Source organism: Kitasatospora sp. NPDC058218 (genome assembly GCF_042882445.1).
In the GTDB taxonomy this organism is placed as follows: Bacteria; Actinomycetota; Actinomycetes; order Streptomycetales; family Streptomycetaceae; genus Kitasatospora.
Genome location: NZ_JBHVWC010000042.1, coordinates 68088 through 94298 on the forward strand (window position 1 = coordinate 68088; position 26211 = coordinate 94298).

The window sequence follows — 26211 nt, forward strand, 5'->3', positions numbered from 1 at the left end:
GCCGGCCCAGGAGCCCCGGCCGGCAGCCGGGGCGCCGCAGCGCCCCGGCGTCGCTACCGCTGCGCGCTCACGGCCGGCGCGTGCACCGCCGCGGCCGCCGTGGCACCGGCCGGGCAGCCGCCCGGGCCGGCCGAGGTGCGGACCGCGCCGACCGGCAGCAGCGTGCCGCAGGCGACCCGGATGCCGGTCGGCAGCTCGTTGTCCGACTCGACGATCGCGCCGTCGCCGATCACCGCGCCGTCCAGCGCCGTGCGGTCGCCGACGGTCGCGTACGCGCCCACGATCGAGTCCTTGACCAGGGTGTCCGGACCGATCGACGCGCCGGGGAGGATCACGCTGCCCTCGACGATCGCGCCGGCCTCGACCACCGCGCCCTCGGAGACCACGGTCCCGCCGCTGAGCACGGCGCCGGGGTGGACGGTCGCGCCGGGCAGCAGCAGGGCGTCACCGGTGGGGCCGGGGACGGCCGGGGAGTCGACCTTGCCGAGGACGAGGTCGGCCGAGCCGCGGACGAAGGCCGCCGGCGTGCCGAGGTCCAGCCAGTACGAGGTGTCCACCACGCCGCGCAGCAGCGCGCCGGTGGCCAGCAGCTCCGGGAAGGTCTCGCGCTCGACGGAGACCTCCCGGCCGGCCGGGATGCGGTCGATCACCGAGCGGGTGAAGACGTAGCAGCCGGCGTTGATCTGGTCGGTGACGATCTGCTCGGGCGTCTCCGGCTTCTCCAGGAACTCCAGCACCCGCCCGGCCTCGTCGGTCGGGACGAGCCCGAAGGCGCGCGGGTCCTCGACCCGGGTGAGGTGCAGGGTGACGTCGGCCCCGGCGGCCACGTGGCCGTCGCGCAGGGCGGCGATGTCGACGCCGGAGAGGATGTCCCCGTTGAAGACCAGGACCGGTTCGTCGGGGCCGCAGGTCAGCCCGGAGGCGGCGTTGCGGATGGCGCCGCCGGTGCCGAGCGGCTCCCGCTCGGTCAGGTAGACCAGCTCGATGCCGTACGGGGTCCCGTCCTGGAAGTGGTCCTCGAAGACCTCGGCCAGGTAGGAGGTGGCGAGCACCACGCGGGTCACCCCGGCCGCGGCCGCACGGGCCAGCTGGTGCGCGATGAACGGGACGCCCGCCACGGGCAGCATGGGCTTGGGGGTGTGGGTGGTCAGCGGACGCAGTCGCGTGCCCTTACCACCGACCAGCATGATCGCCTCGGTCATGGTCTGCGCTGTTCCCCTTGTGATCGCTGCGGCCCGGCCCGGCGGGCCGATACCTCCGTCAGTGGTCTGGACACCCGCCCGGAGGGCCGGAACGGGTCGACCGGCACAGGGCCGGTCCGGCGCCTACTGTATTTCCTTCCGACCCGGGCCCTGCCGGGCGGTCCGCCGGTTGGCGTCCCGCCCAGTGCGCGGCGGCCCGGAGAACGCGGCGCGAAGTCCGGCGGAAAGCCCGGTGGGAGCCGGGTGGAAGCCAGGTGAAAAGCCCGGCCCGGCGGGCGCTCGTCGCACCCACCGGGCCGGGCAGTTGTAGCAGAACTGTCGAACAGCCGGGCGGTCGGGGCCCGGCCGGGCCGACGGTACCGGTCAGGCGTCGACGGTCTCCACCGTCTCGGCCGGCGGCGCCGCCTTCACCGAGTCGAGCAGCAGCTGCGCGACGTCGACGACCTTCAGGTGCTCCTTGGCCGCGCCCTCGTTCTTCTTGCCGTTGACCGAGTCGGAGAGCATCACCAGGCAGAACGGGCAGGCGGTGGAGACGATGTCCGGGTTGAGCGACAGCGCCTCGTCCACGCGCTCGGTGTTGATCCGCTTGCCGATGCGCTCCTCCATCCACATCCGCGCGCCGCCTGCGCCGCAGCAGAAGCCGCGCTCCTTGTGACGGTGCATCTCCTGCTGGCGCAGCCCCGGGACCTTGTCCATGATCTCGCGCGGCGGGCTGTAGACCTTGTTGTGCCGGCCCAGGTAGCAGGGGTCGTGGTAGGTGATCAGGCCCTCGACCGGGTTCACCGGGACGAGCTTGCCCTCGTCGATCAGGTGCTGCAGCAGCTGGGTGTGGTGGATGACCTCGAAGTGGCCGCCCAGCTGCGGGTACTCGTTGGCGATGGTGTTGAAGCAGTGCGGGCAGGTGGCGACGATCCGCTTCTTGGGAGCGTCCTCCAGCGCCGCGTTCAGGGTCTCGACGTTCTGCGCGCCGAGCATCTGGAAGAGGAACTCGTTGCCCAGGCGGCGGGCGGAGTCACCGGTGCAGGACTCCTCCTTGCCGAGGATCGCGAACTGCACGCCGGCGGTGTGCAGCAGCTCCGCGAAGGCCTTGGTGGTCTTCTTGGCGCGGTCCTCCAGGGCGCCGGCGCAGCCGACCCAGTAGAGGTACTCGACCTCGGCGGGGTCGATGTCCTCCCCGATCACCGGCACCTCGATGCCGGTCTCCTTCTTCAGCTCCTTGACCCAGTCCAGGCGGGCCTTGGTGGCCATGCCCCACGGGTTGCCCTTGTTCTCCAGGTTCTTGAGCATCGTCCCGGCCTCGGTCGGGAAGGAGCTCTCGATCATCACCTGGTAGCGGCGCATGTCGACGATGTGGTCGATGTGCTCGATGTCCACCGGGCACTGCTCGACGCAGGCGCCGCAGGTGGTGCAGGACCAGAGCACGTCGGGGTCGATGACCCCGCCCTCCTCGGCGGTGCCGATCAGCGGGCGCTCGGCCTCGGCGAGCGCCTCGGCGGGCACGCCGGCCAGCTGCTCGGGGGTGGCGGTCTCGTTGCCCTCGGCGTCCTTGCCGCCGCCCGCGAGCAGGTACGGCGCCTTGGCGAAGGCGTGCTCGCGCAGGCTCATGATCAGCAGCTTGGGCGAGAGCGGCTTGCCGGTGTTCCAGGCGGGGCACTGCGACTGGCAGCGGCCGCACTCGGTGCAGGTGGAGAAGTCGAGGATGCCCTTCCAGGAGAAGTGCTCGACCTGGGAGACGCCGAAGACGGCGTCGTCCGCCGGGTCCTCGAAGTCGATCGGGGCGCCGCCGCTGGTCATCGGCCGCAGGGCGCCGAGCGCGGTGCCGCCGTCCTCCTCGCGCTTGAAGTAGATGTTGAAGAAGGCGAGGAAGCGGTGCCAGGCCACACCCATCGAGGGGTTGATGCCGATGGTGATCGCCCAGGCGAAGGAGATGCAGATCTTCAGCATCGCGAAGAGGTAGATCAGGTTCTCCAGGACCCCGTGCGACAGGCCCTTGAAGGCCAGCACCAGCGGGTAGGAGATCAGGTACGTCGCCTCGTACGACTCGACGCCCTCCAGCGCGCCCTCCAGGCCGCGCAGGATCATGATGCAGAGGCCGATGCCGAGGATCGTGTACTCGACGTAGAAGGCCTGCCAGGCGATCGAGCCGGCGAACCGGGACTTGCGGCCGGACCGCGAGGGCAGGCTGAGCAGCCGGATCACGATCAGGGTCGCGATGCCCAGGGTGGTCAGGGTGCCGACCAGCTCGGTGAAGAGTTCGTACGGCAGCCAGCCGCCGAGCACCGGCAGGACGAACTCGGCGTCGAACAGCTGGAAGAAGGCGGTCAGCAGGGTGAGGCCGAGGGTGAAGAAGCCCACCGCGACGAACCAGTGCGCGATGCCGACGACGCCCCAGCGGTTCATCCGGGTGTGGCCGACGAACTCGACCGCCACGGTCTTCACCCGTTGGGCGGGCACGCCGAACCTGGTGGGGTCCGACTGGCCGGTCCTCACCACCCTGAAGATGTACATCGCCGCACGGGCGGCGAGCGCGGTGCCGATCACAAACGTGACCAGCGAGATGACGATCGCTGCTAGCTGCATCGGCTCTCCGTCTCCTGCGGCTTCCCTGGTGGGCATTTCCTACGCGTGTGAGTGTACTCGCCGGTAACTTCCCGGGCCGACGGCCCGGACATTACCGCTCGCCGACACTTCCCCAGAAGATGCTCAAGGTATGGCGGCAGTCACGTGAGTGCGTACTCACCACGCCTCCCGGGCGGGTCGGCGCGGTTTGCGGCTCAGCAAAGTTGAGCGCCAGCGGCTCATAGCTGTTGACGCCCTCCCTCGGGTCGTGCATCCTTGAGCCTGTAAAGCTCAACTCTTCCGTGGAGGTACCAACGATGGCACGCGCGGTCGGCATCGACCTCGGTACGACGAACTCGGTCGTCAGCGTCCTTGAGGGTGGCGAACCCACCGTCATCACGAACGCCGAGGGTGCGCGGACCACGCCGTCCGTCGTGGCCTTCGCCAAGAACGGCGAGGTGCTCGTCGGCGAGGTGGCCAAGCGCCAGGCGGTCACCAACGTCGACCGGACCATCCGCTCGGTCAAGCGCCACATGGGCACCGGGTGGAAGATCAACCTGGACGGCAAGGACTTCAACCCCCAGCAGATCAGCGCCTTCGTGCTGCAGAAGCTGAAGCGGGACGCCGAGGCCTACCTGGGCGAGACGGTCACCGACGCCGTCATCACCGTCCCGGCGTACTTCTCCGACTCCGAGCGTCAGGCCACCAAGGAGGCCGGTGAGATCGCGGGCCTCAACGTCCTGCGCATCGTCAACGAGCCCACCGCGGCCGCCCTGGCCTACGGCCTGGACAAGGACGACCAGACCATTCTCGTCTTCGACCTCGGCGGCGGCACCTTCGACGTGTCCCTGCTGGAGATCGGCGACGGCGTCGTCGAGGTGAAGGCCACCAACGGTGACAACCACCTCGGTGGTGACGACTGGGACCAGAAGGTCGTCGACCACCTGGTGAAGGTCTTCCAGGCCGGCCACGGCGTCGACCTGTCCAAGGACAAGATGGCCCTCCAGCGCCTGCGCGAGGCGGCCGAGAAGGCGAAGATCGAGCTGTCCTCGTCCTCCGAGACCTCGATCAACCTGCCCTACATCACGGCCTCCGCCGAGGGCCCGCTGCACCTGGACGAGAAGCTCACCCGCGCCCAGTTCCAGCAGCTCACCGCCGACCTGCTGGAGCGCTGCAAGACCCCGTTCCACAACGTGATCAAGGACGCCGGCATCTCGCTCTCCGAGATCGACCACGTCGTCCTGGTCGGTGGCTCCACCCGGATGCCGGCCGTCGCCGAGCTCGTCAAGGAGATGACCGGTGGGCAGGACGCCAACAAGGGCGTCAACCCGGACGAGGTCGTCGCCATCGGCGCCGCGCTCCAGGCCGGTGTCCTCAAGGGCGAGGTCAAGGACGTCCTGCTGCTCGACGTCACCCCGCTGTCCCTCGGCATCGAGACCAAGGGCGGCATCATGACCAAGCTGATCGAGCGCAACACCACGATCCCGACCAAGCGCTCCGAGATCTTCACCACGGCCGAGGACAACCAGCCGTCCGTGCAGATCCAGGTCTACCAGGGCGAGCGCGAGATCGCCGCGTACAACAAGAAGCTCGGCATGTTCGAGCTGACCGGTCTCCCGCCGGCCCCCCGCGGCCTGCCCCAGATCGAGGTCACCTTCGACATCGACGCCAACGGCATCATGCACGTCGGCGCGAAGGACCTCGGCACCGGCAAGGAGCAGAAGATGACCGTCACCGGCGGCTCCGCGCTGCCGAAGGACGACATCGAGCGCATGATGCGCGAGGCCGAGCAGTACGCGGAGGAGGACCACAAGCGCCGCGAGTCGGTCGAGACCCGCAACCAGGCCGAGCAGCTCGTCTACTCGACCGAGAAGTTCATCGCGGACAACGCGGACAAGCTCCCGGCCGACGTCAAGACCGAGGTCGAGGCCGCCATCGGCGAGCTCAAGGAGGCCCTGAAGGGCGAGGACATCGCGGCCATCCGCGAGGCCTCCGAGAAGGTCTCCACCACCGCCCAGAAGCTCGGCCAGGCGCTCTACGCCAACGCCGACGCCGCCTCCGCCGCCCCGGCCGGTGACGCCGCCGGTGCCAAGGACGACGACGTCGTCGACGCCGAGATCGTGGACGACGAGAAGCCCAAGGGCGGTGCGGCATGACGGAGAAGCCGCAGGGTGCTGAGCCCGGCGACGACTCCGCCGCCGAGGAGGCCGTGATCGAGGCGGCCGAGGAGGCCGCCGCGGCCGGTGACACCACCGGTGGAGCGGGTGACGCGGCTGCCGCCAAGCGCGAGCTCGCCGAGCGGACCGCCGACCTCCAGCGCCTTCAGGCCGAGTACCAGAACTACCGCAAGCGGGTCGAGCGGGACCGTCTGACGGTCCGCGAGATCGCGGTCTCCAACATCCTGGAGTCCCTGATCCCGGTGCTGGACGACATCGGCCGGGCCCGCGAGCACGGCGAGGTGACGGGCGGCTTCAAGTCCGTCGCCGAGTCGCTGGAGACGGTCGTGGCCAAGCTGGGCCTGCAGCAGTTCGGCAAGGAGGGCGAGCCCTTCGACCCGACCATGCACGAGGCGCTGATGCACAGCTACTCCTCGGACGTCACCGAGGACACCTGCGTCCAGATCCTCCAGCCCGGCTACCGGATCGGCGAGCGGATCATCCGCCCGGCGATGGTGGCGGTCGCGGAGCCCCAGCCGGGCACCCAGACCACCGCCGCGCCGGACGCCGACAAGGCTGCGGACGCCGACAAGGCCGACGGTGGCTCGGAGAGCTGACAACCCGTGCGCTGCGGAGTCGTACGCCGGCCAGTACGGCGGCCGGCTCCGCAGCGCCGTATCCGTTGACCCGGTTCCCCGTGACGGGGTGTCCGGTGGATCCGGGTCGGGTGGACCCGCCCGCGTCGGATCCCTACCTGTTGACTCCGGGAGGTGGCGGCAGCCATGAGCGAGCGAATCGACCAGGGGCGCGCGTTCCGCGAAGCGGCTGCCGAGCGAAGTGAGGCGGGCGCATGAGCGGCAAGGACTACGTGGAGAAGGACTACTACAAGGTCCTCGGCGTGCCCAAGGACGCCTCCGCCACCGAGATCAAGAAGACGTACCGCAAGCTGGCGCGCGAGTTCCACCCCGATGCGAACAAGGGCGACACCAAGGCGGAGGACCGCTTCAAGGACATCTCCGAGGCCTATGACGTCCTGTCGGACGACAAGCGCCGCAAGGAGTACGACGAGGCGCGAACGCTCTTCGCCAACGGCGGCTACCGCGCAGGCGGGCCCGGCGGCGGCAACTACAGCTTCGACTTCGGCGACCTCTTCACCGGCAGCCAGGGCGGCCCCAGTGGTGGCGGCGGGCTCGGCGACGTCTTCGGCGGCCTCTTCAACCGGGGCGGCCGGCAGGCCCAGCCGCGGCGCGGCGCCGACGTCGAGACCGAGGTGACGCTCTCCTTCGAGGAGGCGGTGGACGGCGCGACCGTCCCGCTGCGGATGACCAGCCAGGCCGCCTGCCGTACCTGCAGCGGCACCGGCGCCAAGGCCGGCACCACGCCGCGGGTCTGCCCGACCTGCGTCGGCGCCGGCACCGTCAGCCGCGGCCAGGGCGCCTTCGCGCTCTCCGAGCCGTGCCGGGACTGCCGCGGCCGCGGCATGATCGTCGACGACCCGTGCCCCGACTGCCACGGCAGCGGCCGGGCCAGCTCGGCCCGCACCATGCAGGTCCGGATCCCGGCCGGCGTCCAGGACGCCCAGCGCATCCGGCTCAAGGGCAAGGGCGCCCAGGGCGAGCGCGGCGGCCAGTCCGGCGACCTCTACGTCACGGTGCACGTCGACCCGCACCCCGTCTTCGGGCGCAAGGCCGACAACCTGACCGTGACCGTGCCGGTGACCTTCCCCGAAGCCGCTCTGGGCGGGACCATCGAGGTACCGACGCTCAACGGCCCCTCGGTGAAGCTCAAGCTGCCCCCGGGCAGCGCCAACGGCCTCACCCTGCGGGCCCGCGGCAAGGGCGCCACCCGCAAGGACGGCACCCGGGGCGACCTCCTGGTCACCATGGAGGTCGTGGTGCCCCAGCACGTCACCGGCGACGCGCTGACGGCCCTGGAGCAGTACCGCGAGGCCACCGCCTCCGACGACCCGCGAGCCGCCCTCTTCAAGGCGGCGAAGGGAGCGTGACGACCAGATGACCCCCGACAGCGGCCCGATCGGCCCCGGCATCGGCGAAGGCCTGCCCGGCGGCGCCCCGCGCGCCCGCCGCACGGCACCGCCGCCGCACTACGTCCTCACCGAGGACACCCCGGTCTACGTGATCTCGGTCGCCGCCGAGCTCTCCGGCCTGCACCCGCAGACGCTGCGCCAGTACGACCGCCTCGGCCTGGTCTGTCCCGACCGCACCGCCGGCCGCGGCCGGCGCTACTCCAGCCGCGACATCCAGCAGCTGCGCGAGGTGCAGCGGCTCTCCCAGGACGAGGGCATCAACCTGGCCGGCATCAAGCGGATCATCGAACTGGAGAACCAGGTCACCGCGCTCCAGTCCCGGATCGCCGAGCTGGTCGACTCGCTCGAAGGTGCCGCCTCCGCGCTCCAGCAGCGCGAGGCCGCCGTCCACGCCTCCTACCGGCGGGATCTCGTCCCGTACCAGCCGCCGACCCAGTCCAGCGCACTGGTCGTCTGGCGTCCCAAGCGGTAACCCGGCCACCACGGCACCCGCCGCCGGCTCCCTCCTGATCGGGGGGTGCCGGCGGCTCGCTTGTCTGTGAGAGAGTGCTGGACCGGAGCGTGCCCCTGGCAGGCAGAGCTGTCGGTGGCAGTCCTACTGGCCGCGATCGCGACCTAGGATGCCTGGTACAACCGACTTTAGAACGTTGACTACTTGTCCGGTCGACGACAGGGAGCCGAAGATGAGTGGGCGAGAGCAGCCCGGTTCCGCAGGTGGCGGATCACGAATACTGTCTGCGGATGCCCGATCGCTCTATCTCAGGACTGTCCACGGCAATGGCCGGCTGGCGATCGACGCCGGCCCGGGCGAGAGCGCCGCGCTCCGCGAGCTCATGGACCTCGGTCTCCTCATTCCCGACAGCGACGAACCCGGCTCGCTCATCGCCGTCGACCCGGCGCAGCTCTCCTTCAGCCTGAGCTCCGCCTGGCAGCGCCAGGCCCTCGATCTCCTGGCCCGGGCCGTCGCCCTGCCGGCCGATCTCAGTGAATTGGCCGACGCCTTCCACAGCCCCGATCAGGCGGGCGGCCCGATCGAATACGTCCAGGGCAAGGCGCTCATCAATCAACGCCTCCAGCAATGCATGGCCACCGGTATGACCGAGGGGCTCGCCATGCAGCCGGGCGGCCCGCGCCCGCCCGAGCTGCTTGCCGCAGGAATGGAACGGGACCTCAAGAGCCTGCAGCAGGGCGCTTCGATGCGCACGATCTACAACGCCAGCACCCGATACCACCAGCCCACCCGGGAATACGTCTCACGGCTGGCGAAGGAGGGTTATCAGTTTCGCACCCTGGACGAGCCCTACGCCCGTCTCATCATTGTCGACCGGCGCCTTGCGGTAATTCCGGTGGGCGATGACGACCTCGCCGCTTTCATCCACGATCCGGCGGTCATCAAATATCTCGTGGAAGAGGTATTCGAGCGGAACTGGGGCCGGGCGCTGGAGTTCGACGGCGACACCACCGTCCCGCAGCAGGTGGTCTCCCGGCTGCGCCAGACGATCATCGACCTGCTTCTTTCCGGTACGAACCATCGGGTCATCGCACGCAGACTCGGCATCAGCGAGCGCACGCTGGCGCGACATATAGCCGAGATGCGGGAGGACTACAACGTCGATTCCCTGTTCCAACTGGGCTACATGCTCGGCCGGGCGGCACAGCACCGACCCGAGTGAGCGGCCCCGAGGACGGCGGGCGCCCGCGCCTGGAGCCTTTCGGCACTCGAACGTCGGCTATGACAGGGAGCGGTCAGCCCCAGTTCATGTCATTCGCAACGAGGTAAACCGCGGCCTGGGTGCGGGAATCATCGGCACCTGCGTCCGCCTGCGACTGCGCACTGCTTGACATGACGCAGACACCGACCAACGCCCCAGCTGCGATGGCAATCGGAAGCACGACCTTGCGCACAAGCTTGGACATACGGGACACCAGCCCACTCCTTTCCGAAAGTTGCTCAAGCTGAACTAATAGCACTGGAGTCCACATGATGCCGCACACCGAGTTGTGGTGTCACCTCCCCGTTGTCCCCGGGCGGCGTCATCTCCCTGCCAGGCAGCCAGATGACAGGGCAGAAACCTGGACGCGACCGTGACCACTGATAGACGATCAGTTCGCCCCCGATGGTCCAGCACCAGGTCAAAAACCTGTTGCTGTACGGTCAATTCTTCATCACCACAGGGCACTGGATCCACCTGAAGCAGCAACTACTCTCAACGCCTGCCGGCACCGTCCCCCAATCCGGTCGGCCTTCCCCCGGAGTCGACATGACCGAGCCCTACCTGCGTCACCACGACAGCCAGGCCCCCGAGGGCCGGCGTGCACGCGTGTTCCTGGCCGCGCCGCTCATGCGGTTGACCGGACCGGCCGACAGCGTGGTGACCCTGGCCAGCCGGACGCGGCTGACGACACTTCGCACCACGCTGCTGCGCAGCGGCGCCGCCGTGTACAGCGCCCATCACAGTGATGCCTGGACCGTCGCCGGCCGGGCCCCCGAGCCCCGGGTGCCGTCGGACTTCCGGGCACTGCAGTCCGCCGACCTGGTCTTCGCCTACGTCGGCGCGCCGCTCTCCGCCGGCGTGAGCCTGGAGCTGGGCTGGGCGTCGGCGCTGCGCAAGCCGATCGTCCTGCTGGTGGACGAGGCGATCACGCACAACCCGCTGATCGCCACCATCGAGCAGGTCGCCCCGGTGCTGCCGCTGGTCTTCGACGACACCTGGTCGCAGGAGGCCCTCCACCACACCGTGGAGACCGCCCTCGACTGGGCCGGCATGGCGCTCTCGCTGCGCGAGGGCTTCTGGACCGCTCCCGGCGACCAGTTCAGCGTCCCCCGGCAGCAGCCCCCGGTGGTCGGACCGACCGGCTACTGGCCGACCGGCGCGGCGACCGGCTGACCCCGGCTCACCCATCGGACTCCCCCGTCCGGGCTCCCCGCATCTGCCAGCCGAGCTGGAAGAGCGTCTCCGCGTCGTACAGCTCCCGCAGCCGCGAGATGTGACCGGCCACCGTCCGCTCGCTGAGCCCCAGCCGGTTGGCGATCGCCCGCTGCGTCAGACCCTGCGCCAGCAACCGACCGATCTGGTCGTGCACCGCCGGCTCCGCGGCACCGGCGGCCAGCGCCGACCAGTTCACCCCCTCCGCCTGCCGCCACTGCTGCTCGAACACGCCCACCAGGAACGCCACCACGGCCGGATCGGTCACCAGTGCCGCCACGGTGTGGTCGGTGTCGGCCGGCACCACCGCCACCGTGCGGTCGAAGATCACCAGCCGGGTGAACTCCGTCGCCAGCAGCCGGATGGCACAGCCGAGCCGGGTGACCTCGGCGGCGTAGGCGGCCGTCGTCGGGTCCAGCCGGGCGGCCGGCTCGTAGACGGTGCGGATGCTGCCGCCCCGCCCGAGGTACCCGCGGGCGTGGTGCAGCATGTCGGCCAGCACCTCGGCCGGGCGGGCCCCGCCGGGCTGGGCGGTCAGCGACTCGTGCGGGTACTCCTGGGCGAGCTGGGTGAGCAGGTGGCGGATCTGCGCCACGCCGCCGACGTGCTGGACGCCGCCGGTGGCATCGGTGCGGTGCGGTGACCGGTCGTACGCCTGGGAGAGGTCGTCGAGCAGGTCCGGCAGGTGTTCGGCCTGGTGGAGCAGCTCGATTCCGGTGGCCCGGAGCTCCGCGCCGACGCGGTCGCCGAGCGTGCGCGGGTTCACGGCGGTGTAGGCGGCGTCGAGGGGCTGCGGCACCAGCAGGCCGAGCTGGAGCAGCGAGGCCAGTGCGGCCTCGTCGGCCGCGCCGACCTCCGCCGCCCTGATCCGGCCGCCCTCGTCCAGGATCGACAGGTAGAGCTCGCGGGCCGCTCCGTCGGGCAGCGCGGCGGTGAGCAGGTCGGGCACGATCCGGGGTTCAGCCATGCCGGCCGCCCCGCATCTGCCAGCCGAGCTGGAAGAGCGTCTCGGCGTCGTACAGCTCCCGCAGCCGCGAGATGTGACCGGCCACCGTCCGCTCGCTCAAACCCAGCCGGCTCGCGATCGCCCGCTGCGTCAGACCCTGCGCCAGCAACCGGCCGATCTGGTCGTGCACCGCCGGCTCCACGGCACCGGCGGCCAGCGCCGACCAGTTCACCCCCTCCGCCTGCCGCCACTGCTGCTCGAACGCGTCCACCAGGAAGGCGACCATCGCGGAGTCCTCCACCAGGGCCGCGCTGGTGTTGTCCGGGGCCGCCGGGATGACCGCCACCCTGCGGTCGAAGATCAGCACGCGTTTGAACGGCGCGGCCAGGGTGCGGATCGGGCTGCCGAGGCGGGCCGACGTCGCCGCGTAGTCGACGGTCGGCGCGTCGAGGCGGGCGCTCGCCTCGTAGATGGTGCGCATGGTGCCGCCGCGTTCGAGGTAGCGGCGGGTGTGCTCCAGGGAGTCCTTCATGTGGGCGGGCGGCCGGGCCCCGCCGGGCTGGGCCGCCCAGGCCTCCCGGCGGTGCTCGTCGGCGAGCTGCGAGACCAGGTGGCGGATGTGCTCCATTCCGGTGATCCGTCGGACGCCGCCGGTGTGGTCGTACCGGCCGGGTGCGGCGTCGTAGGCCTGGGTCAGGTCGTCGAGCAGCTCCGGCACGAGTGCCGCCCGGGCCAGCAGGCGCGCCCCCTCCTCCCGGAGGCCGGCGCCGATCCGCTCACCGACCGCACGCGGGTTCACCGCGCGGTACACGCCGTCCGCGTGGCGCAGCGTGAGCAGCCCGACGGCGGTCAGCTGGCGGATCGCCGGGGCGTCCTGCGCGCGCACCTCGGCGATCCGCAGCCGGCCGCCCTCGCGCAGGATGCTCCGGTACAGCTCGCGGGCGTCGGCGTCCGGCAGCGGGACGCGGGTCTCAGTCATCCCGGCCGCCCCGCATCAGCCAGCCGAGCTGGAAGAGGGTCTGCGCGCCGTAGCGCTCGCGCAGCCGGGAGATGTGGGCGGCGACGGTGCGCTCGCTCAGGCCCAGCCGGGTGGCGACGGTGCGCTGGGTGAGGCCCTTGGCGAGCAGCCGGCCGACCCGGTCGGGGGCGTCCCGGACGGCGCCCCGGGCGGGGGAGCCGGTCCAGTCGGCGGTGTCGGCGCGGGCCCAGTCGCGTTCGAAGGCACCGACCAGGAAGGCGATCGCGGCCGGGTCGGAGATGAAGGCGGCGGTGCTGTGGTCCTCGTTGGCGGAGATCACCGCGACCGAGCGGTCGAACACGAACAGCCGCTGGAACGGCTCGTCCAGGATCCGGATCTGCGAGCCGTGCCGGGTGACCTCCTCGGCATAGGCGAGCGCGGCCGGATCGGAGACCGCGACCGGCTGGTAGACGGTGCGCAGCGAGCAGCCGCGCTGCAGCAGCCGGACGTCCTGGAGGAGCGCGATCTTCAGGGCGTCGGCGGGGCGGTGGCCGGGCTGGGCGGTGAGGACCTCGGTCCGGCAGTCGGCGACCAACTGGGAGATGCGCTGGCGGATGTGGACGTGGCCCTCGATGTAGACGGCGCCGCCGGAACGCTCGGGCGGGCGGGGCATGGCGTCGTACGCACGGGTGAGGCCGTCCAGGGCCCCGGGGAGGTTCTCGGCGCGGACCAGCAGCCGGGTGGCCTCGCTGCGCAGTTCGGCGCCGAGCCGGTCGCTGACCGAGCGCGGGCTGACGGCGGTGTAGCAGGCGTCCATGGGGTTGGGCATCAACAGGCCGATGTCGACCAGGCGGCGCAGCGCGGCCCGGTCGGCCTCCGGGACGTCGGCGGCCGGGACGCGGCCGCCGTCGGCGAGGACGGCCAGGTAGAGCCGCCGTGCCGCCTCGTCGGGCTCCCCGCCCGGCGCGCTGGTGCCGGGGGCGGCCGTCGAATCCGCCGTCACCTCGAACGCTCCCTGCCGGATGGGTCTCGGATCTTCCTGCATGCCGCGTGTGCCCGCACGCGTGTCGATCGTGGTCCCACGTACCGTGCGCCGCACGCGATCACGGTACTGCGAGCCGGCGGACCCCCGGGTCCCGGGTGCCGTCGCACGCCGGGCTTCCCGGGGGCCGCCGGTAGCACGCCAATCCCAGGGTGCTTCCGGCGAGGCGGAGCAGCAACGCCTCGCCGGCTCCGGTCCCGGGGACCATCACCACACATGGCGTCCCGGCCGGCGCTCTTCCCCCCGATATGCAGGTACGGACGTACCTCTCGCATCCAGTATTGAAGAGCAAGTCACCACCATCGGGCTGCGATTGCCCGGACGGCCTTGGCGTGTCTCCACCATCACAGCGTGACGGCCGGTGAACAAGTGCCGCCCGAGTGCATGTTTTCGCAATTGCAGGAACCTGCACCGGGGGCCGGACGAGGCGCGCCGGCGGATTTCGCCGCCCGACGGGAAAGGCGAGGTCAGCGCGGTGGCGGACCGGGGAGCGACCGTCCGTTCAGTCGGCGACGGAGGGCGGCATTCCGGACCCCTGGTGCGCCGTCGCACACCCTCCCCGGATTCCGCACACTTTCTCCACGGCCCCCCTTCCCCGTTCGCTATCACTCACCGTGACCGATGGCGCCCCCACCGTGACGGACTCCGGTCCGCCCCTCACCGGGCCAGCAGCCGCCCGCCGGCCAGCCCGGCGACGGTACCGCCGGCCGCGACCGCCCAGGCGGCGGCCAGCAGGACGAAGAGCCCGGCCGCGAGGCCGGTGAACCCCGCGAAGCCGGTGTGCCGGGCGAGCGCGGAGGCGCCGGTGACGCAGGTGCCGACCGGGAAGGTGTACGCCCACCAGGTCATCGCGAAGGACATCCCGGCCCGGCGGGCGCGCAGGTTCGCGGCGACGGCGATGACCAGCCAGAGCATCGCGACCCCGAGCACCGCGACCCCGTAGAGCTCGGCGAGCGCCAGCGCGACCGGAGCGATCCCGGGCGCCACCGGGCGAGCGGCGTCGGCGAGTTGGTGGACGGCCGTGGTGGACTGGCCGAGCGGGCCGAGCACCAGGAAGAGCGACGGGGTGAGCGCCAGGGCGGGCAGCTTGCTGTGCACGAGCCCGGTGAGCACCACCGGCAGCAGCGCCAGGATGGCCAGCAGTCCGACCCCGAACAGCGCGCAGCAGCCGTACAGCAGGCTCTGCTGCGCGGTGCCGGGCGGCAGGTGCGGGACGAGCGCGGGGCCGGTGGCGGAGGCGACCAGCGGCGCGACGACCGGCAGCAGCCAGGTCGGGTTGGCCTCCAGCGGGGTGACGGTGTGCCGGGTGATCATGAGGTACGGGATGCCGGCCGCGACCGCCAGCGCGTACAGGGTGCCGACGCTCCACAGCACCGCGTCCAGCACGACGGCGGGGCCGGTGCCGATCACCCGCGAGCCGAGGGTGAGCGTCCCGAGGCCGACCGCGAGCATGGCGATCGGCGGGCAGCCGTAGAAGACCGCGGTGGCCGGGTTGTCCAGCAGGTGGGCGCGGGCGGCGTCGCGGTACCGGGTGAGGTGGACCAGCCGGGCGGCGCCGAGCACCAGCAGCGCGACCGCCCCGAGCGCCCACATCAGCTCGCCGAACCCGATCAGCCCCGGCAGCCGGACGGGCAGCGCGGCCGCGCCGTTGCCGACGATCGCGGTGCCCATCACCACCGCGTACCAGTTGGGGCCGAGCTGGGCGAGGTCGAAGCGGGCGGTGCGGGTGAGCGGTCGGACGCCGGTGAGGATGGCCATGACACCACCGTGCCGTCCACCGCCGGCGGCCGGTAGCGCCCGGCGCTCTATGAGGACATAGCCTGAGTCTATGGCTCTCTCTCCGCACGTCCCCGAGCTCCGCGCGCTGGAACTGCTGCTCACGGTGGCACGTCTGGGCAGCGTCGGGCGGGCGGCGGCCGAACTGGGCGTGAGCCAGCCGACCGCCAGCGCCCGGATCAAGGGCATGGAGCGGCAGATCGGCGTACCGCTGCTGGAGCGCTCCCCGCGCGGCTCCCGGCCGACCAAGGCCGGGCTGCTCGTGGTCGAGTGGGCCCGGCACGTGGTGGAGGCGGCGCAGGCGCTGGACGCCGGGATCGACGCGCTGCGCGAGCGGCGGGACGCCCGGCTGGTGGTGGTGGCCAGCCTGACCGTCGCCGAGTACCTGATGCCGGGCTGGCTGCTGGCGCTGCACGAGAGCAGCCCGGGCACGGCCGTGACGCTGCGGACGGCCAACTCCTCGGACGTCGCCGGGCACGTGCTGGCCGGCGAGGCCGACCTCGGCTTCGTCGAGGGGCCGTCCACCCCGCCCGGGCTGGCCGGCGCGGTGGTGGCCGCCGACCGGCTGGTGGTCGTGGTGGCGCCCGTCCACCCCTGGGCGCGCCGCCGCGCCCCGGTGACCGGCCCCGAACTGGCCGCCACCCCGCTGGTGCTGCGCGAGCCCGGGTCGGGCACCCGGGAGGTCCTGGAGATGGCGCTGGCCCCGTACGGCGGTGCGGCGAAGCCGCGGCTGGAGCTGGCCTCGTCGACCGCGCTGAAGGCGGCGGCGATGACCGGGGCCGGGCCGGTCTGCCTGAGCGAGCTGGCGGTGACGGAGGAGCTGGCGACCCGGCGGCTGGTGGCCGTGCCGTTGGCCGAGGGGCTGGACCTGCGGCGCCCGCTGCGCGCGGTCTGGCCGGCCGGGCACCGGCCGAGCGGGCCGGCCCGGGAGCTGCTGGTGCTGACCCGCCGGACCGGGCCGTCCGCCCGCACCGGCTGGCAGCCCGCCCCGCGCCTCGACCGGTACACCGTCTCCGGGCACCCCAAGCGTTCATCCGAAAGTTGAGCGGAATAGACTCAACTTAGTGCATGCTGTAGTCAGCAGAGTTTGCGCCGCCGAGCGCGCCACCCCAGTTTCGCCACCAGCGAGGAGGACACCCCAGCAGTGGACGCCAGCAAGTTCACCACCAAGACGCAGGACGCCCTGTCTGCCGCGATCCGGCAGGCCGGCACCGCGGGGAATCCGGACGTCAAGCCGGTGCACATCCTGATCGCCCTGCTGGAGCAGCCCGAGGGCATCGCCGGGCCGCTGCTGAAGGCGGTCGGCGCGGACGCCTCCCGGATCGACGCCGAGGCCCGCCGGCAGCTGACCGGGCTGCCGCGCGCGATGGGCTCCACCGTCGCCGCACCCCAGCTGGCCCGCGACACGCTGGCCGTGCTCACCGAGGCCGGCAAGCGCGCCGACGACCTGGACGACCAGTACGTCTCCACCGAGCACCTGATGGTCGGCCTGGCCGCCGAGGGTGGCGCGGTCGCCGAGCTGCTCGCCCAGCAGGGGGCCACCGCGAAGGCCCTGCTCGCCGCCTTCAAGGACGTCCGCGGCAGCGGGCGGGTCACCTCCCCCGACCCGGAGGGCACCTACAAGGCGCTGGAGAAGTACGGCACCGACCTCACCCAGGCCGCCCGGGACGGCAAGCTCGACCCCGTCATCGGGCGCGACCAGGAGATCCGCCGGGTCGTCCAGGTGCTCTCCCGGCGCACCAAGAACAACCCGGTGCTGATCGGCGAGCCCGGCGTCGGCAAGACCGCCGTGGTCGAGGGCCTGGCCCAGCGCATCGTGGCCGGCGACGTGCCGGAGTCGCTGCGCGGCAAGCGGCTGGTCTCGCTGGACCTCGGCGCGATGGTCGCCGGCGCCAAGTACCGCGGCGAGTTCGAGGAACGGCTGAAGGCCGTGCTGAACGACATCAAGCAGAGCGACGGCCAGGTCGTCACCTTCATCGACGAGCTGCACACCATGGTCGGCGCGGGCGCCGGCGGCGACTCCGCGATGGACGCCGGCAACATGCTCAAGCCGATGCTGGCCCGCGGCGAGCTCCGGATGGTCGGCGCCACCACCCTGGACGAGTACCGCGAGCGGATCGAGAAGGACCCGGCCCTGGAGCGCCGCTTCCAGCAGGTGCTGGTCGGCGAGCCCAGCGTGGAGGACTCGATCGCCATCCTGCGCGGCCTCAAGGGCCGGTACGAGGCGCACCACAAGGTGCAGATCTCGGACGCCGCCCTGGTCGCCGCCGCCACCCTGTCCAACCGCTACATCACCTCGCGCTTCCTGCCCGACAAGGCGATCGACCTGGTCGACGAGGCCGCCTCCCGGCTCCGGATGGAGATCGACTCCTCCCCCGTCGAGATCGACGAACTCCAGCGCGCCGTCGACCGGTTGCGGATGGAGGAGCTGGCCCTGGAGAAGGAGTCCGACCCCGCCTCGGTCGACCGGCTGACCCGGCTCCGGCGCGATCTCGCCGACAAGAACGAGCAGTTGAGCGTTCTCACCGCCCGGTGGGAGCAGGAGAAGAAGAGCCTCAACCGGGTCGGCGAGCTGAAGGAGCGGCTCGACGACCTGCACGGCGCCCTCGAACGCGCCCAGCGGGACGGCGACTTCGAGCGCGCCTCCAAGCTGATGTACGCCGAGATCCCGGCCGCCGAGCACGAACTGGCCGAGGCGCAGGAGCGGGCCGCCGACGAGGACACCTCCGCCTCGATGGTCAAGGAGGAGGTCGGCCCGGACGACGTCGCCGACGTGGTCGCCTCCTGGACGGGCATCCCGGCCGGCCGGCTGCTGGAGGGCGAGAGCTCCAAACTCCTGCGCATGGAGGACGAGTTGGGCCGGCGCCTGATCGGCCAGACCGAGGCCGTCCAGGCCGTCTCGGACGCGGTGCGGCGCACCCGCTCCGGCATCGCCGACCCGGACCGCCCGACCGGCTCCTTCCTGTTCCTCGGCCCCACCGGCGTGGGCAAGACCGAACTCGCCAAGGCCCTGGCCGACTTCCTCTTCGACGACCAGCGGGCGATGGTCCGGATCGACATGAGCGAGTACGGCGAGAAGCACTCCGTCTCCCGCCTGGTCGGCGCCCCGCCCGGGTACATCGGCTACGAGGAGGGCGGCCAGCTCACCGAGGCGGTCCGCCGCCGCCCCTACAGCGTGGTGCTGCTGGACGAGGTGGAGAAGGCCCACCCCGAGGTCTTCGACGTGCTGCTCCAGGTGCTGGACGACGGCCGGCTCACCGACGGCCAGGGGCGCACGGTCGACTTCCGCAACGCGATCCTGATCCTCACCTCCAACCTGGGCAGTCAGTTCCTGGTCGACCCGGCCACCCCGGAGGAGCGGAAGAAGCAGCTGGTGCTGGACTCGGTGCGGGCCGCGTTCAAGCCGGAGTTCCTCAACCGCCTCGACGACATCGTGGTCTTCGACCCGCTGGGCACGGCCGAGCTGAGCCGGATCGTCGACCTCCAGGTGGCCCGGCTGGCCGCGCGCCTCGGCGAGCGCCGGCTCACCCTCCAGGTCGACGCGGCCGCCCGCGACTGGCTGGCGCTCACCGGCTACGACCCGGCGTACGGCGCCCGGCCGCTGCGCCGCCTGGTGCAGTCCGCGATCGGCGACCAGCTGGCCCGGGCCATCCTCTCCGGCCAGGTGCACGACGGCGACACCGTGCTGGTCGAGCGGGCCGAGGAGGGCGACCGCCTCACCGTCCGGTCCCGCGGACCGCTGGAGAAGTAGCGCTGCGGAGCCTCCCGGACCGGGCCGCCCCCTCTCCTGGGGGCGGCCCGCGGCCGTGCTCACCCACGGTGTCCACGGCCCCGGACCAGCCCTCCGGCACGATCGACGGGTGCCCGCCCCACCGCCCGGGCGCCCCTGTGAGGGAGGGCCCGGATGAGGCAGGATGGGATGTGGAAAGGGCGGCCTCTCATTGCCGGCCACCACGTGCACTGAGGAAGAGGACCCCCATGAGCATCGACCCGTCGTCCATCCCGTCGTTCGGCGTGCCGCAGGGCGGACAGCCCGGCGGTCAGGGCGGCCCGCCGGCCGGCCCGCCGCCGATCGTCGTCCCGGACCAGGCTCTGGTGACGCAGCTGCTGGACCAGATGCAGCTCAAGCACGTCGTGGACGAGGAGGGCGACCTCACCGCCCCCTGGGAGGGCTTCCGCGTCTACTACATGTTCCGCGGCGAGCAGAAGGAGCTCTTCGCGGTCCGCGCGTTCTACGACCGCGCCTACCCGCTCGAGGACAAGGCCGAGATCCTCGACCTGATCGACGAGTGGAACCGCGACACCCTCTGGCCCAAGGTCTACACCCACACGCACGAGGACGGCGTGGTCCGCCTGATCGGCGAGGCCCAGATGATCGTCGGCACCGGCGTGAACCTGGACTACTTCGTCACCACCACGGCCAACTGGACCCAGGCCGCCGTCGGCTTCGAGCAGTGGATCGTCGAGCGCCTCGGCCTGCAGAAGGAGATCGAGGGCGAGGACGGCGAGGGCGAGGCCCCCGAGGGCACCAACGAGGCCTGATCCTCACGCCCCGGCTCCGTCCGCGGCACGGCCCGCCCCCGGCACCCCCGGCGGCGGGCCGTTCTTGTCCCCGGCCACCCGCTGCCCCGAGGATGGGGCCGACGACGAGGCGTGAGGAGCCGCAATGGGTACGAGGCCGCTGCTGAACCGACGGCTGGCCGGGATGGGCACGACGATCTTCGCCGAGATGTCCGCCCTCGCCACCGCCACCGGCTCCATCAATCTCGGCCAGGGGTTCCCCGACACCGACGGACCCGCGTCGGTGGCCCGGGCCGCCGCCGACGCCGTGCTGGCGGGCCGGGGCAACCAGTACCCGCCCGGCCCCGGCATCCCCGAGCTGCGCACCGCGATCGCCGAGCACCAGCAGCGCTTCCGCGGCCTCGCCTACGACCCGGACACCGAGGTGCTCGTCACGGCCGGCGCCACCGAGGCGATCGCCGCCGCCCTGCTCGCCCTGCTCGAACCGGGCGACGAGGTGATCGCCCTCGAACCCTTCTACGACTCCTACGCCGCCTGCATCGCGATGGCCGGAGCCGTCCGCGTCCCGCTCACCCTGCGCGCACCGGACTTCCGCCCCGACCTGGACCGGCTGCGCTCGCTGGTCACCCCGCGCACCCGCCTGCTGCTGCTCAACTCCCCGCACAACCCCACCGGCATGGTCCTCTCCCCCGGGGAACTGGCCGCGATCGCCGCCCTCGCGGTCGAGCACGACCTGCTGGTGATCACCGACGAGGTCTACGAGCACCTGGTGTTCAGCGGCGCCCACCACCCGATCGCCGCCCTCCCGGGGATGCGCGAGCGCACCGTCTCGATCTCCTCGGCCGGCAAGACCTTCTCCTTCACCGGCTGGAAGGTCGGCTGGGTCACCGCCTCCGCGCCGCTCGTCGCCGCCGTCCGCACCGCGAAGCAGTACCTGACCTACGTCAGCGCCGGGCCCTTCCAGTACGCCGTCGCCGACGCCCTGCGGCTGCCCGACGCCTACTTCGACGACTTCCGCGCCGATCTGCTGCGCAAGCGGGACCTGCTCGCCGACGGACTGAGTGCGGCCGGCTTCCGGGTGTTCCGGCCGGAGGGCACCTACTTCATCACCACCGACATCACCCCGCTGGGCGAGAAGGACGGCATCGAGTTCTGCCGCGCCCTGCCCGCGCGCTGCGGCGTGGTGGCGATCCCCAACGCCGTCTTCTACGACGACACCGAGGCCGGTCGGCCGCTCGTCCGCTTCACCTTCTGCAAGCAGGTCGATGTTCTGGAGGAGGCGGTCACCCGACTCGGTCGGCTCTGACCATCAGATGGAATCCCTCGCACGTCCTGACGAATAGTCAATTCGCCTGCCTGGACGGCCTCTTGCCACCGGGCAGGAAATCACCGTGGCCCACTCGGCCCGCCCCGGTCCTTCACGAGCCCTGTGCGCCCGGCGCAGGGAGGACCGGGGCGCGCGAGCCTCGCGAGTAGCGCACGACCAGCGTGCACGGCGCACACACCGGGGTGAGGGGCGCGCGCTGTGCAAAGTCGCACACCGGCTCGATCAGAGCAGGGAAGCCGGGGTGCTCGAAACGGTGAATGCTTGACAAAGTTGGGTAAATCACCGACGGACCCGGCGTATTCATGCTTCTCTGCTGCTGAATCTCCAGCCGGAATCCTTCCTTCCACGGTCGGCCGCGCCCTGGACCGCACAGCCACGAACAGCCTCGCCCTTGCCTAGGCCTACTCGCTGCTGCACGGCGGGCGCGCACGGAGCTGAAACGCGGAGCCGAGCATGCTCACCACACTGCAGACCTCCTACACGGACACCCGCGCCGGTGACCTGGCCTGGTGCCTGGGCGGCGAACCGCTGCCCGCTCTCGCAGTCCGCGACCTGAGACTCGCCGGTGCCGGGCGCCCCGGTCCGCCCGGCAGCCTCCAGCTGCGACTGCTGGGCGCCTCCCACCAGGTGGTGATCGCCGCCGGGCCGGGCAGGTGCCTGGAGACCGTCGCCTGCCTGCCCGGCCGCCGGACCCCGCTGCCGGCCCGGGTGGCCAAGCAGGTGGACGGCTGGGAGTACGAGTTCGCGGCCCGGATCGAGGCGCTGCCGCCGCACGACTTCGCCGCCCGCGCCCAGGAGTTGCTGGCCCTGGTCGAGGGCCATCCGCGCGGCCTGGCCGGCGTCTTCCCCGGCGACCCGAGCGCCTTCACCGCGCTGGTCACCCAGGGCGGCGCGGACCGGCTGCTCTGGCGCACCTGGCACGCCTACCCGCAGGAGGGCCAGCTGGTCTGTACGCGGTCCTCGCTGGTGGTGTCCCGGTGACCGCGGCCGCCGGTCCCGATGGCGCCATAGGTCCGCACATCGGCCTTCATTCGTACGCAGGAACGATTCGTCAACCTGCCGTATCGCACTGTCCGTCGAATGGACGCAGCCATCCGTACCGAACGTCGCCTAGCGTTTGTTCGTGATCAACCATCCGGCCGGTCCACCCGCACAGCCGGGACTCGACCTCGACAACGGCAGCCCACCCCGGCCCGGGCGGAGCCTGACCCCTCTGCCCACCCGCCGCAGGGCCCGGCTGCGCGCCCACCCCGCGCTCGCCCGGCTCGCCGTGCTGCTGGCCGCGTTCGTCTGCGCGGCCTGCGGCCTCGTCTACGAGCTCGAACTCGTCGCGCTCGGCAGCTATCTGCTCGGGGACTCGGTCACCCAAACCTCCGTCGTGCTCTCCGTCATGGTGTTCGCGATGGGCCTGGGCTCACTGCTCGCCAAGCGGTTCACCCGCCGCCCGGCCACCGCCTTCGCCCTGGTCGAGTGCGCGCTCGCGCTCACCGGCGGGCTCTCCGTCCTCGCCCTGTACTCCTGCTGGGCCTGGATCGGCCGGTACCAGGCCGCGATGATCGGGCTGACCTGCCTGATCGGCGTCCTCATCGGCGCCGAGATCCCGCTGCTGATGACGCTCGTCCAACGGATCCGCCGGGAGGACGCCGGGCGGGCCGCGGCCGACCTCTTCGCCGCCGACTACGTGGGCGCGCTGATCGGCGGCCTCGCCTTCCCGTTCCTGATCCTGCCCCTCTTCGGACCGGGCACCGGCGCCCTGGTCACCGGCGCCGTCAACGCCGTCGCCGGGGCCGCCGTGGTGCTCTGGCTGTTCCGCGAGGAGCCCGCGCCGCGCACCCGGCTGCTGCTCTGGGGCGGCTGCGCCCTCGTCCTGGCCCTGCTCGCCGCGGCCGCCGCCTGGTCCGGCGCGATCGAGCGCGCCGCCCGGCAGGCCCTGTACGGCGGGCAGGTCCGCTTCGCCACCCACAGCCGGTACCAGGAGATCGTGCTCACCGGCCCCGCCGAGGGCCCGCTCCGGCTCTACCTGGACGGCCGGCTCGCGGTCTGCGGGCCGGACGAGTACCGGGGCAACGAGGCACTGGTCCACCCCGCGATGGCCGCCGGACCGGACGCCCGGGTGCTGCTGCTCGGCGGCGGCGACGGCCTCGCCCTGCGGGAGGTGCTGCGGCACGGCGGGGTCCGCTCGGTCCTGGTCGTCGACGCCGACCCGGCCCTCGCCCGGCTGGCCCGGACCGATCCCGGCCTGACCGCGCTCTCCGGCCGCTCCCTGGACGACTCCCGGGTCCGGACCGCGGCGGCCGACCCCCTGGAGTGGCTGCGCGGCGTCCGCCCGGGCGAGGGGGCCTTCGACGTGGTGCTCGCCGACCTGCCCAGCCCCGCCGACAGCGGAACGGTGAAGTTCCACTCGCAGGAGTTCTACGGCCTCACCACCCGGCTGCTCGCGCCCGGCGGACGACTCGCCGTCCGGGCCGGCGACGAGCCGAACGCCCTCTGGCAGGTCGAGTCCGGCCTGCGGGCGGCCGGGCTGCGAACCGTCCCGTACGCCGTCCAGGGCGGCCCCGCCACGAGCTGCCGGCCCGGAACGCAGGACAGCCAGGCCTTCCTGCTCGCCGCGGCCGCCCAGCCCCCGCTCACCCTCGCCCCGGACGCCCCGCCGCCCCGCGCGCTCACCACGGACGCCCTGCGGGCCGCCGCCGCCCGCCTCACCGCCCTGCGGCCCGCCCGCCCGCCGGCTGCGCTGACCCTGCTCGGGCCGCACTGACCCCTGCCCGCGCCGCACCGGCCCTGCTCCGGCCGTGCCGACCGGCGGGCCGGGCCCGGAGCGGACAGAAGCGGGCGGGCGGGGGCCACAAGCGGTCGGTGGCGGGCCCGGGTACGCCCGCTCGGAGACGTCCGGACGGCAGGTAGGGGCCACCACGGGGACCACCGGGGGTTCGGTCGGTAGGCTCCGTGACATGGAGCATGAGGTTGTCGTCCCGATGCCGGCCGAGCTGGTCCGGCAGGCCCTGCAGGATCCGGCTCTGCTGGCCCGTTGCGTGCCCGGGCTGAGCACCGAGCCGGCCGCCGTCGGCAGCGGCCCCGCCGACGAGATCGGCGGGCGGCTGAAGCTGCGGATCGGCACCTCCACCATCACCTACAAGGGCGTGCTGTCGCTGATCGAGGGGCGCGAGGGCGTCCTCACCGTGTTCGCCGAGGGCGAGGAGGTGCGCGGCAGCGGCGAGGCCACCGCCACCCTACGGGTCAGCACCACCGACGGCGCCGGGGCCGGTACCGCGGTGATCCGCTTCACCGGCGATCTGAGCGCCACCGGCCGGCTCACCGAGTTCGACGGGGAGACCCTCGACACCACCGGCCGCCGCCTGCTCGACCGGTTCGCCACCGCCCTCGCCTCCCCGGAGGCGGAGGTGGAGACCGAGACCGAGACCGAGACCGAGGCGGCCGCAGAGGTGGAGCCCGCGGTGGAGACCGTGACGGGGGAGGCTCCGGCGGCCGACGCCGAGGCGGACACCGAAGAGGACGCGGACACCGCCGAGGACGCCGACCCCGAGGCGGACACCGCCGAGGACGCCGACCCCGAGGCGGACACCGCCGAGGACGCCGACCCCGAGGCGGACACCGCCACCGTGCTCTTCCTGGACGACCACCAGGACAACCCCGGCGACGACCTCGACGACGACCTCTCCGACCTGATCGCCTTCTCCGACGCCGACGCCGAGCGCTTCGGCCTCCCCACCGGCGGTGACCACGGCGAGGACGACCGCGAGGAGGCCGCCGACGTGGACGGCCCCGCCGCCGAGGCCGGGGACGGAGCCGGCACCGAACTCCCCGCCGACCTGCCCTTCGGCTACGAGCAGGAGCCGGTGCTCAGCGGCCCGGTCCGCCGCAGCATCGTCGGCCGCTCCGCCGAGGAGGTCGACCACGCCCCGCCGCGCGGCCCCTACGCCCCCGCCCTGCCGGCCCGCAGCGCGCGGGCCCGGGCGGCGTCCCGCTGGGGCGGCGAGGCGGGCGGCATCGTGGTGCCGGGGCCGGGCGGCCGCAGCGCGGTGCCGTGGATGATCGGCGGCGGCGTGGCACTGATCGGCGGCGCGGTGGTCCTGGTCAGGGCCCTGCGCCGACGCTAGGAAGTCCGCCACCCCCTAGACTGAACGCTCATGAGCAACGACCGCGACGCCCTGCTGGCACAGATCAAGGACAAGGCCGTCGTGCACGGCAAGGTCACCCTTTCCTCCGGCAAGGAGGCCGACTACTACGTCGACCTGCGCCGGATCACGCTGGACGGCCAGGCCGCCCCGCTGGTCGGCCGGGTGATGCTGGACGCGACCGCCCACCTGGAGTACGACGCCGTCGGCGGCCTGACCCTCGGTGCCGACCCGGTGGCCGCCGCGATGCTGCACGCCGCCGCCGCGCGCGGCCGCGAGCTGGACGCCTTCGTGGTCCGCAAGGCGGGCAAGGCGCACGGCCTGCAGCGCCGGATCGAGGGCCCGGAGGTCAAGGGCCGCCGGGTGCTGGCCGTCGAGGACACCTCCACCACCGGTGGCTCGGTGCTGACCGCCGTCGAGGCGCTGCGCGAGGCGGGTGCCGAGGTGGTCGGCGTCGCGGTGATCGTGGAGCGCGGTGGCGCCGCCGCGGTCGAGGCGACGGGCCTGCCGTACGTGACCGCGTACGACCTGGACGACCTGGGCCTCTGACCCGCTCGGGCCGGTAGGACCGCAGAACGGCCGGGGCCGGGTCCTGTTTCACGTGAAACAGGACC

The 26211-nt window shown here is 72.4% G+C and carries 20 protein-coding genes and 1 pseudogene; 14 read left to right on the top strand and 7 right to left on the bottom strand.

Going from position 1 to position 26211, the window contains the following annotated elements; translation table 11 throughout:
* Positions 1-128: 128 nt before the first annotated feature.
* Positions 129-1202 (bottom strand): annotated as a pseudogene (locus ACFVYI_RS25630) (sugar phosphate nucleotidyltransferase); the annotation flags it as partial.
* A gap of 363 nt (positions 1203-1565) precedes the next feature.
* Positions 1566-3782 (bottom strand): (Fe-S)-binding protein, encoded by a 2217-nt coding sequence (locus ACFVYI_RS25635; protein ID WP_387889531.1) that lies wholly within the window; start codon positions 3780-3782, stop codon positions 1566-1568.
* A 296-nt stretch (positions 3783-4078) separates the two neighbouring features.
* On the opposite strand from ACFVYI_RS25635, the gene dnaK reads away from it, so the two are divergent.
* The 5 genes from dnaK to ACFVYI_RS25660 all read left to right on the top strand — a co-directional run bounded on the left by dnaK (position 4079) and on the right by ACFVYI_RS25660 (position 9637).
* Positions 4079-5917 (top strand): molecular chaperone DnaK, encoded by a 1839-nt coding sequence (gene dnaK / locus ACFVYI_RS25640; protein ID WP_387889532.1) that lies wholly within the window; start codon positions 4079-4081, stop codon positions 5915-5917.
* Positions 5914-6534, top strand: coding sequence for a nucleotide exchange factor GrpE (grpE, locus tag ACFVYI_RS25645; RefSeq protein ID WP_360635548.1), 621 nt, complete (start codon positions 5914-5916; stop codon positions 6532-6534). The genes dnaK and grpE overlap by 4 nt, the downstream gene beginning before the upstream one ends.
* A gap of 233 nt (positions 6535-6767) precedes the next feature.
* The gene (gene dnaJ, locus ACFVYI_RS25650) at positions 6768-7922 is read left to right on the top strand and encodes a molecular chaperone DnaJ (RefSeq protein WP_387889535.1); all 1155 of its coding nucleotides are present in this window, start codon (positions 6768-6770) and stop codon (positions 7920-7922) included.
* A 7-nt stretch (positions 7923-7929) separates the two neighbouring features.
* Complete coding sequence (locus ACFVYI_RS25655) at positions 7930-8436, top strand: heat shock protein transcriptional repressor HspR (RefSeq protein WP_387889537.1); 507 nt, start codon at positions 7930-7932, stop codon at positions 8434-8436.
* A 211-nt stretch (positions 8437-8647) separates the two neighbouring features.
* Entirely contained in the window at positions 8648-9637 is a 990-nt protein-coding gene (locus ACFVYI_RS25660; protein WP_387889540.1) for a hypothetical protein, read from the top strand.
* A 73-nt stretch (positions 9638-9710) separates the two neighbouring features.
* Here the strand turns inward: ACFVYI_RS25660 and ACFVYI_RS25665 are convergent, their stop codons facing one another.
* Positions 9711-9881, bottom strand: coding sequence for a hypothetical protein (locus ACFVYI_RS25665; RefSeq protein ID WP_387889543.1), 171 nt, complete (start codon positions 9879-9881; stop codon positions 9711-9713).
* A gap of 344 nt (positions 9882-10225) precedes the next feature.
* Here ACFVYI_RS25665 and ACFVYI_RS25670 point away from each other — a divergent pair, with 344 nt between their 5' ends.
* Positions 10226-10852, top strand: coding sequence for a hypothetical protein (locus ACFVYI_RS25670; protein ID WP_360635537.1), 627 nt, complete (start codon positions 10226-10228; stop codon positions 10850-10852).
* A 7-nt stretch (positions 10853-10859) separates the two neighbouring features.
* On the opposite strand, the gene ACFVYI_RS25675 is transcribed toward ACFVYI_RS25670, so the two are convergent.
* The 4 genes from ACFVYI_RS25675 to ACFVYI_RS25690 all read right to left on the bottom strand — a co-directional run bounded on the left by ACFVYI_RS25675 (position 10860) and on the right by ACFVYI_RS25690 (position 15595).
* Positions 10860-11858 carry a LuxR C-terminal-related transcriptional regulator gene (locus ACFVYI_RS25675; RefSeq protein ID WP_387889545.1) on the bottom strand — a complete coding sequence of 333 codons (999 nt, stop codon included), beginning with the start codon at positions 11856-11858 and terminating at the stop codon, positions 10860-10862.
* Entirely contained in the window at positions 11851-12816 is a 966-nt protein-coding gene (locus ACFVYI_RS25680; RefSeq protein WP_387889547.1) for a LuxR C-terminal-related transcriptional regulator, read from the bottom strand. Before ACFVYI_RS25680 ends, ACFVYI_RS25675 begins: the two co-directional genes overlap by 8 nt.
* A complete protein-coding gene (locus tag ACFVYI_RS25685; RefSeq protein ID WP_387889548.1) occupies positions 12809-13798 on the bottom strand; it encodes a LuxR C-terminal-related transcriptional regulator in 990 nt (329 codons plus the stop codon). The genes ACFVYI_RS25680 and ACFVYI_RS25685 overlap by 8 nt, the downstream gene beginning before the upstream one ends.
* Positions 13799-14494: 696 nt before the next feature.
* Positions 14495-15595 (bottom strand): TDT family transporter, encoded by a 1101-nt coding sequence (locus ACFVYI_RS25690; protein WP_387889549.1) that lies wholly within the window; start codon positions 15593-15595, stop codon positions 14495-14497.
* A 70-nt stretch (positions 15596-15665) separates the two neighbouring features.
* On the opposite strand from ACFVYI_RS25690, the gene ACFVYI_RS25695 reads away from it, so the two are divergent.
* From ACFVYI_RS25695 to pyrE, 8 genes are all read left to right on the top strand, one after another.
* Positions 15666-16658 (top strand): LysR family transcriptional regulator, encoded by a 993-nt coding sequence (locus ACFVYI_RS25695; protein ID WP_387889552.1) that lies wholly within the window; start codon positions 15666-15668, stop codon positions 16656-16658.
* Positions 16659-16757: 99 nt separating this feature from the next.
* Positions 16758-19364, top strand: coding sequence for an ATP-dependent chaperone ClpB (gene clpB, locus ACFVYI_RS25700; protein WP_387889555.1), 2607 nt, complete (start codon positions 16758-16760; stop codon positions 19362-19364).
* Positions 19365-19591: 227 nt separating this feature from the next.
* A complete protein-coding gene (locus tag ACFVYI_RS25705; protein ID WP_387889557.1) occupies positions 19592-20155 on the top strand; it encodes a YbjN domain-containing protein in 564 nt (187 codons plus the stop codon).
* 124 nt (positions 20156-20279) lie between these two features.
* On the top strand, positions 20280-21440 hold the full coding sequence (locus ACFVYI_RS25710; RefSeq protein ID WP_387889559.1) for a pyridoxal phosphate-dependent aminotransferase: 1161 nt from the start codon (positions 20280-20282) through the stop codon (positions 21438-21440).
* A 474-nt stretch (positions 21441-21914) separates the two neighbouring features.
* Positions 21915-22442: a DUF2617 family protein gene (locus ACFVYI_RS25715; RefSeq protein ID WP_387889560.1), complete on the top strand. Its 528-nt coding sequence runs from the start codon at positions 21915-21917 to the stop codon at positions 22440-22442.
* Between the two features lie 223 nt (positions 22443-22665).
* Positions 22666-24219 carry a polyamine aminopropyltransferase gene (locus tag ACFVYI_RS25720; RefSeq protein WP_387889571.1) on the top strand — a complete coding sequence of 518 codons (1554 nt, stop codon included), beginning with the start codon at positions 22666-22668 and terminating at the stop codon, positions 24217-24219.
* A gap of 193 nt (positions 24220-24412) precedes the next feature.
* Positions 24413-25579: an SRPBCC domain-containing protein gene (locus ACFVYI_RS25725; protein ID WP_387889563.1), complete on the top strand. Its 1167-nt coding sequence runs from the start codon at positions 24413-24415 to the stop codon at positions 25577-25579.
* 30 nt (positions 25580-25609) lie between these two features.
* Positions 25610-26146 (top strand): orotate phosphoribosyltransferase, encoded by a 537-nt coding sequence (pyrE, locus tag ACFVYI_RS25730; RefSeq protein WP_360635507.1) that lies wholly within the window; start codon positions 25610-25612, stop codon positions 26144-26146.
* Positions 26147-26211: the final 65 nt, after the last annotated feature.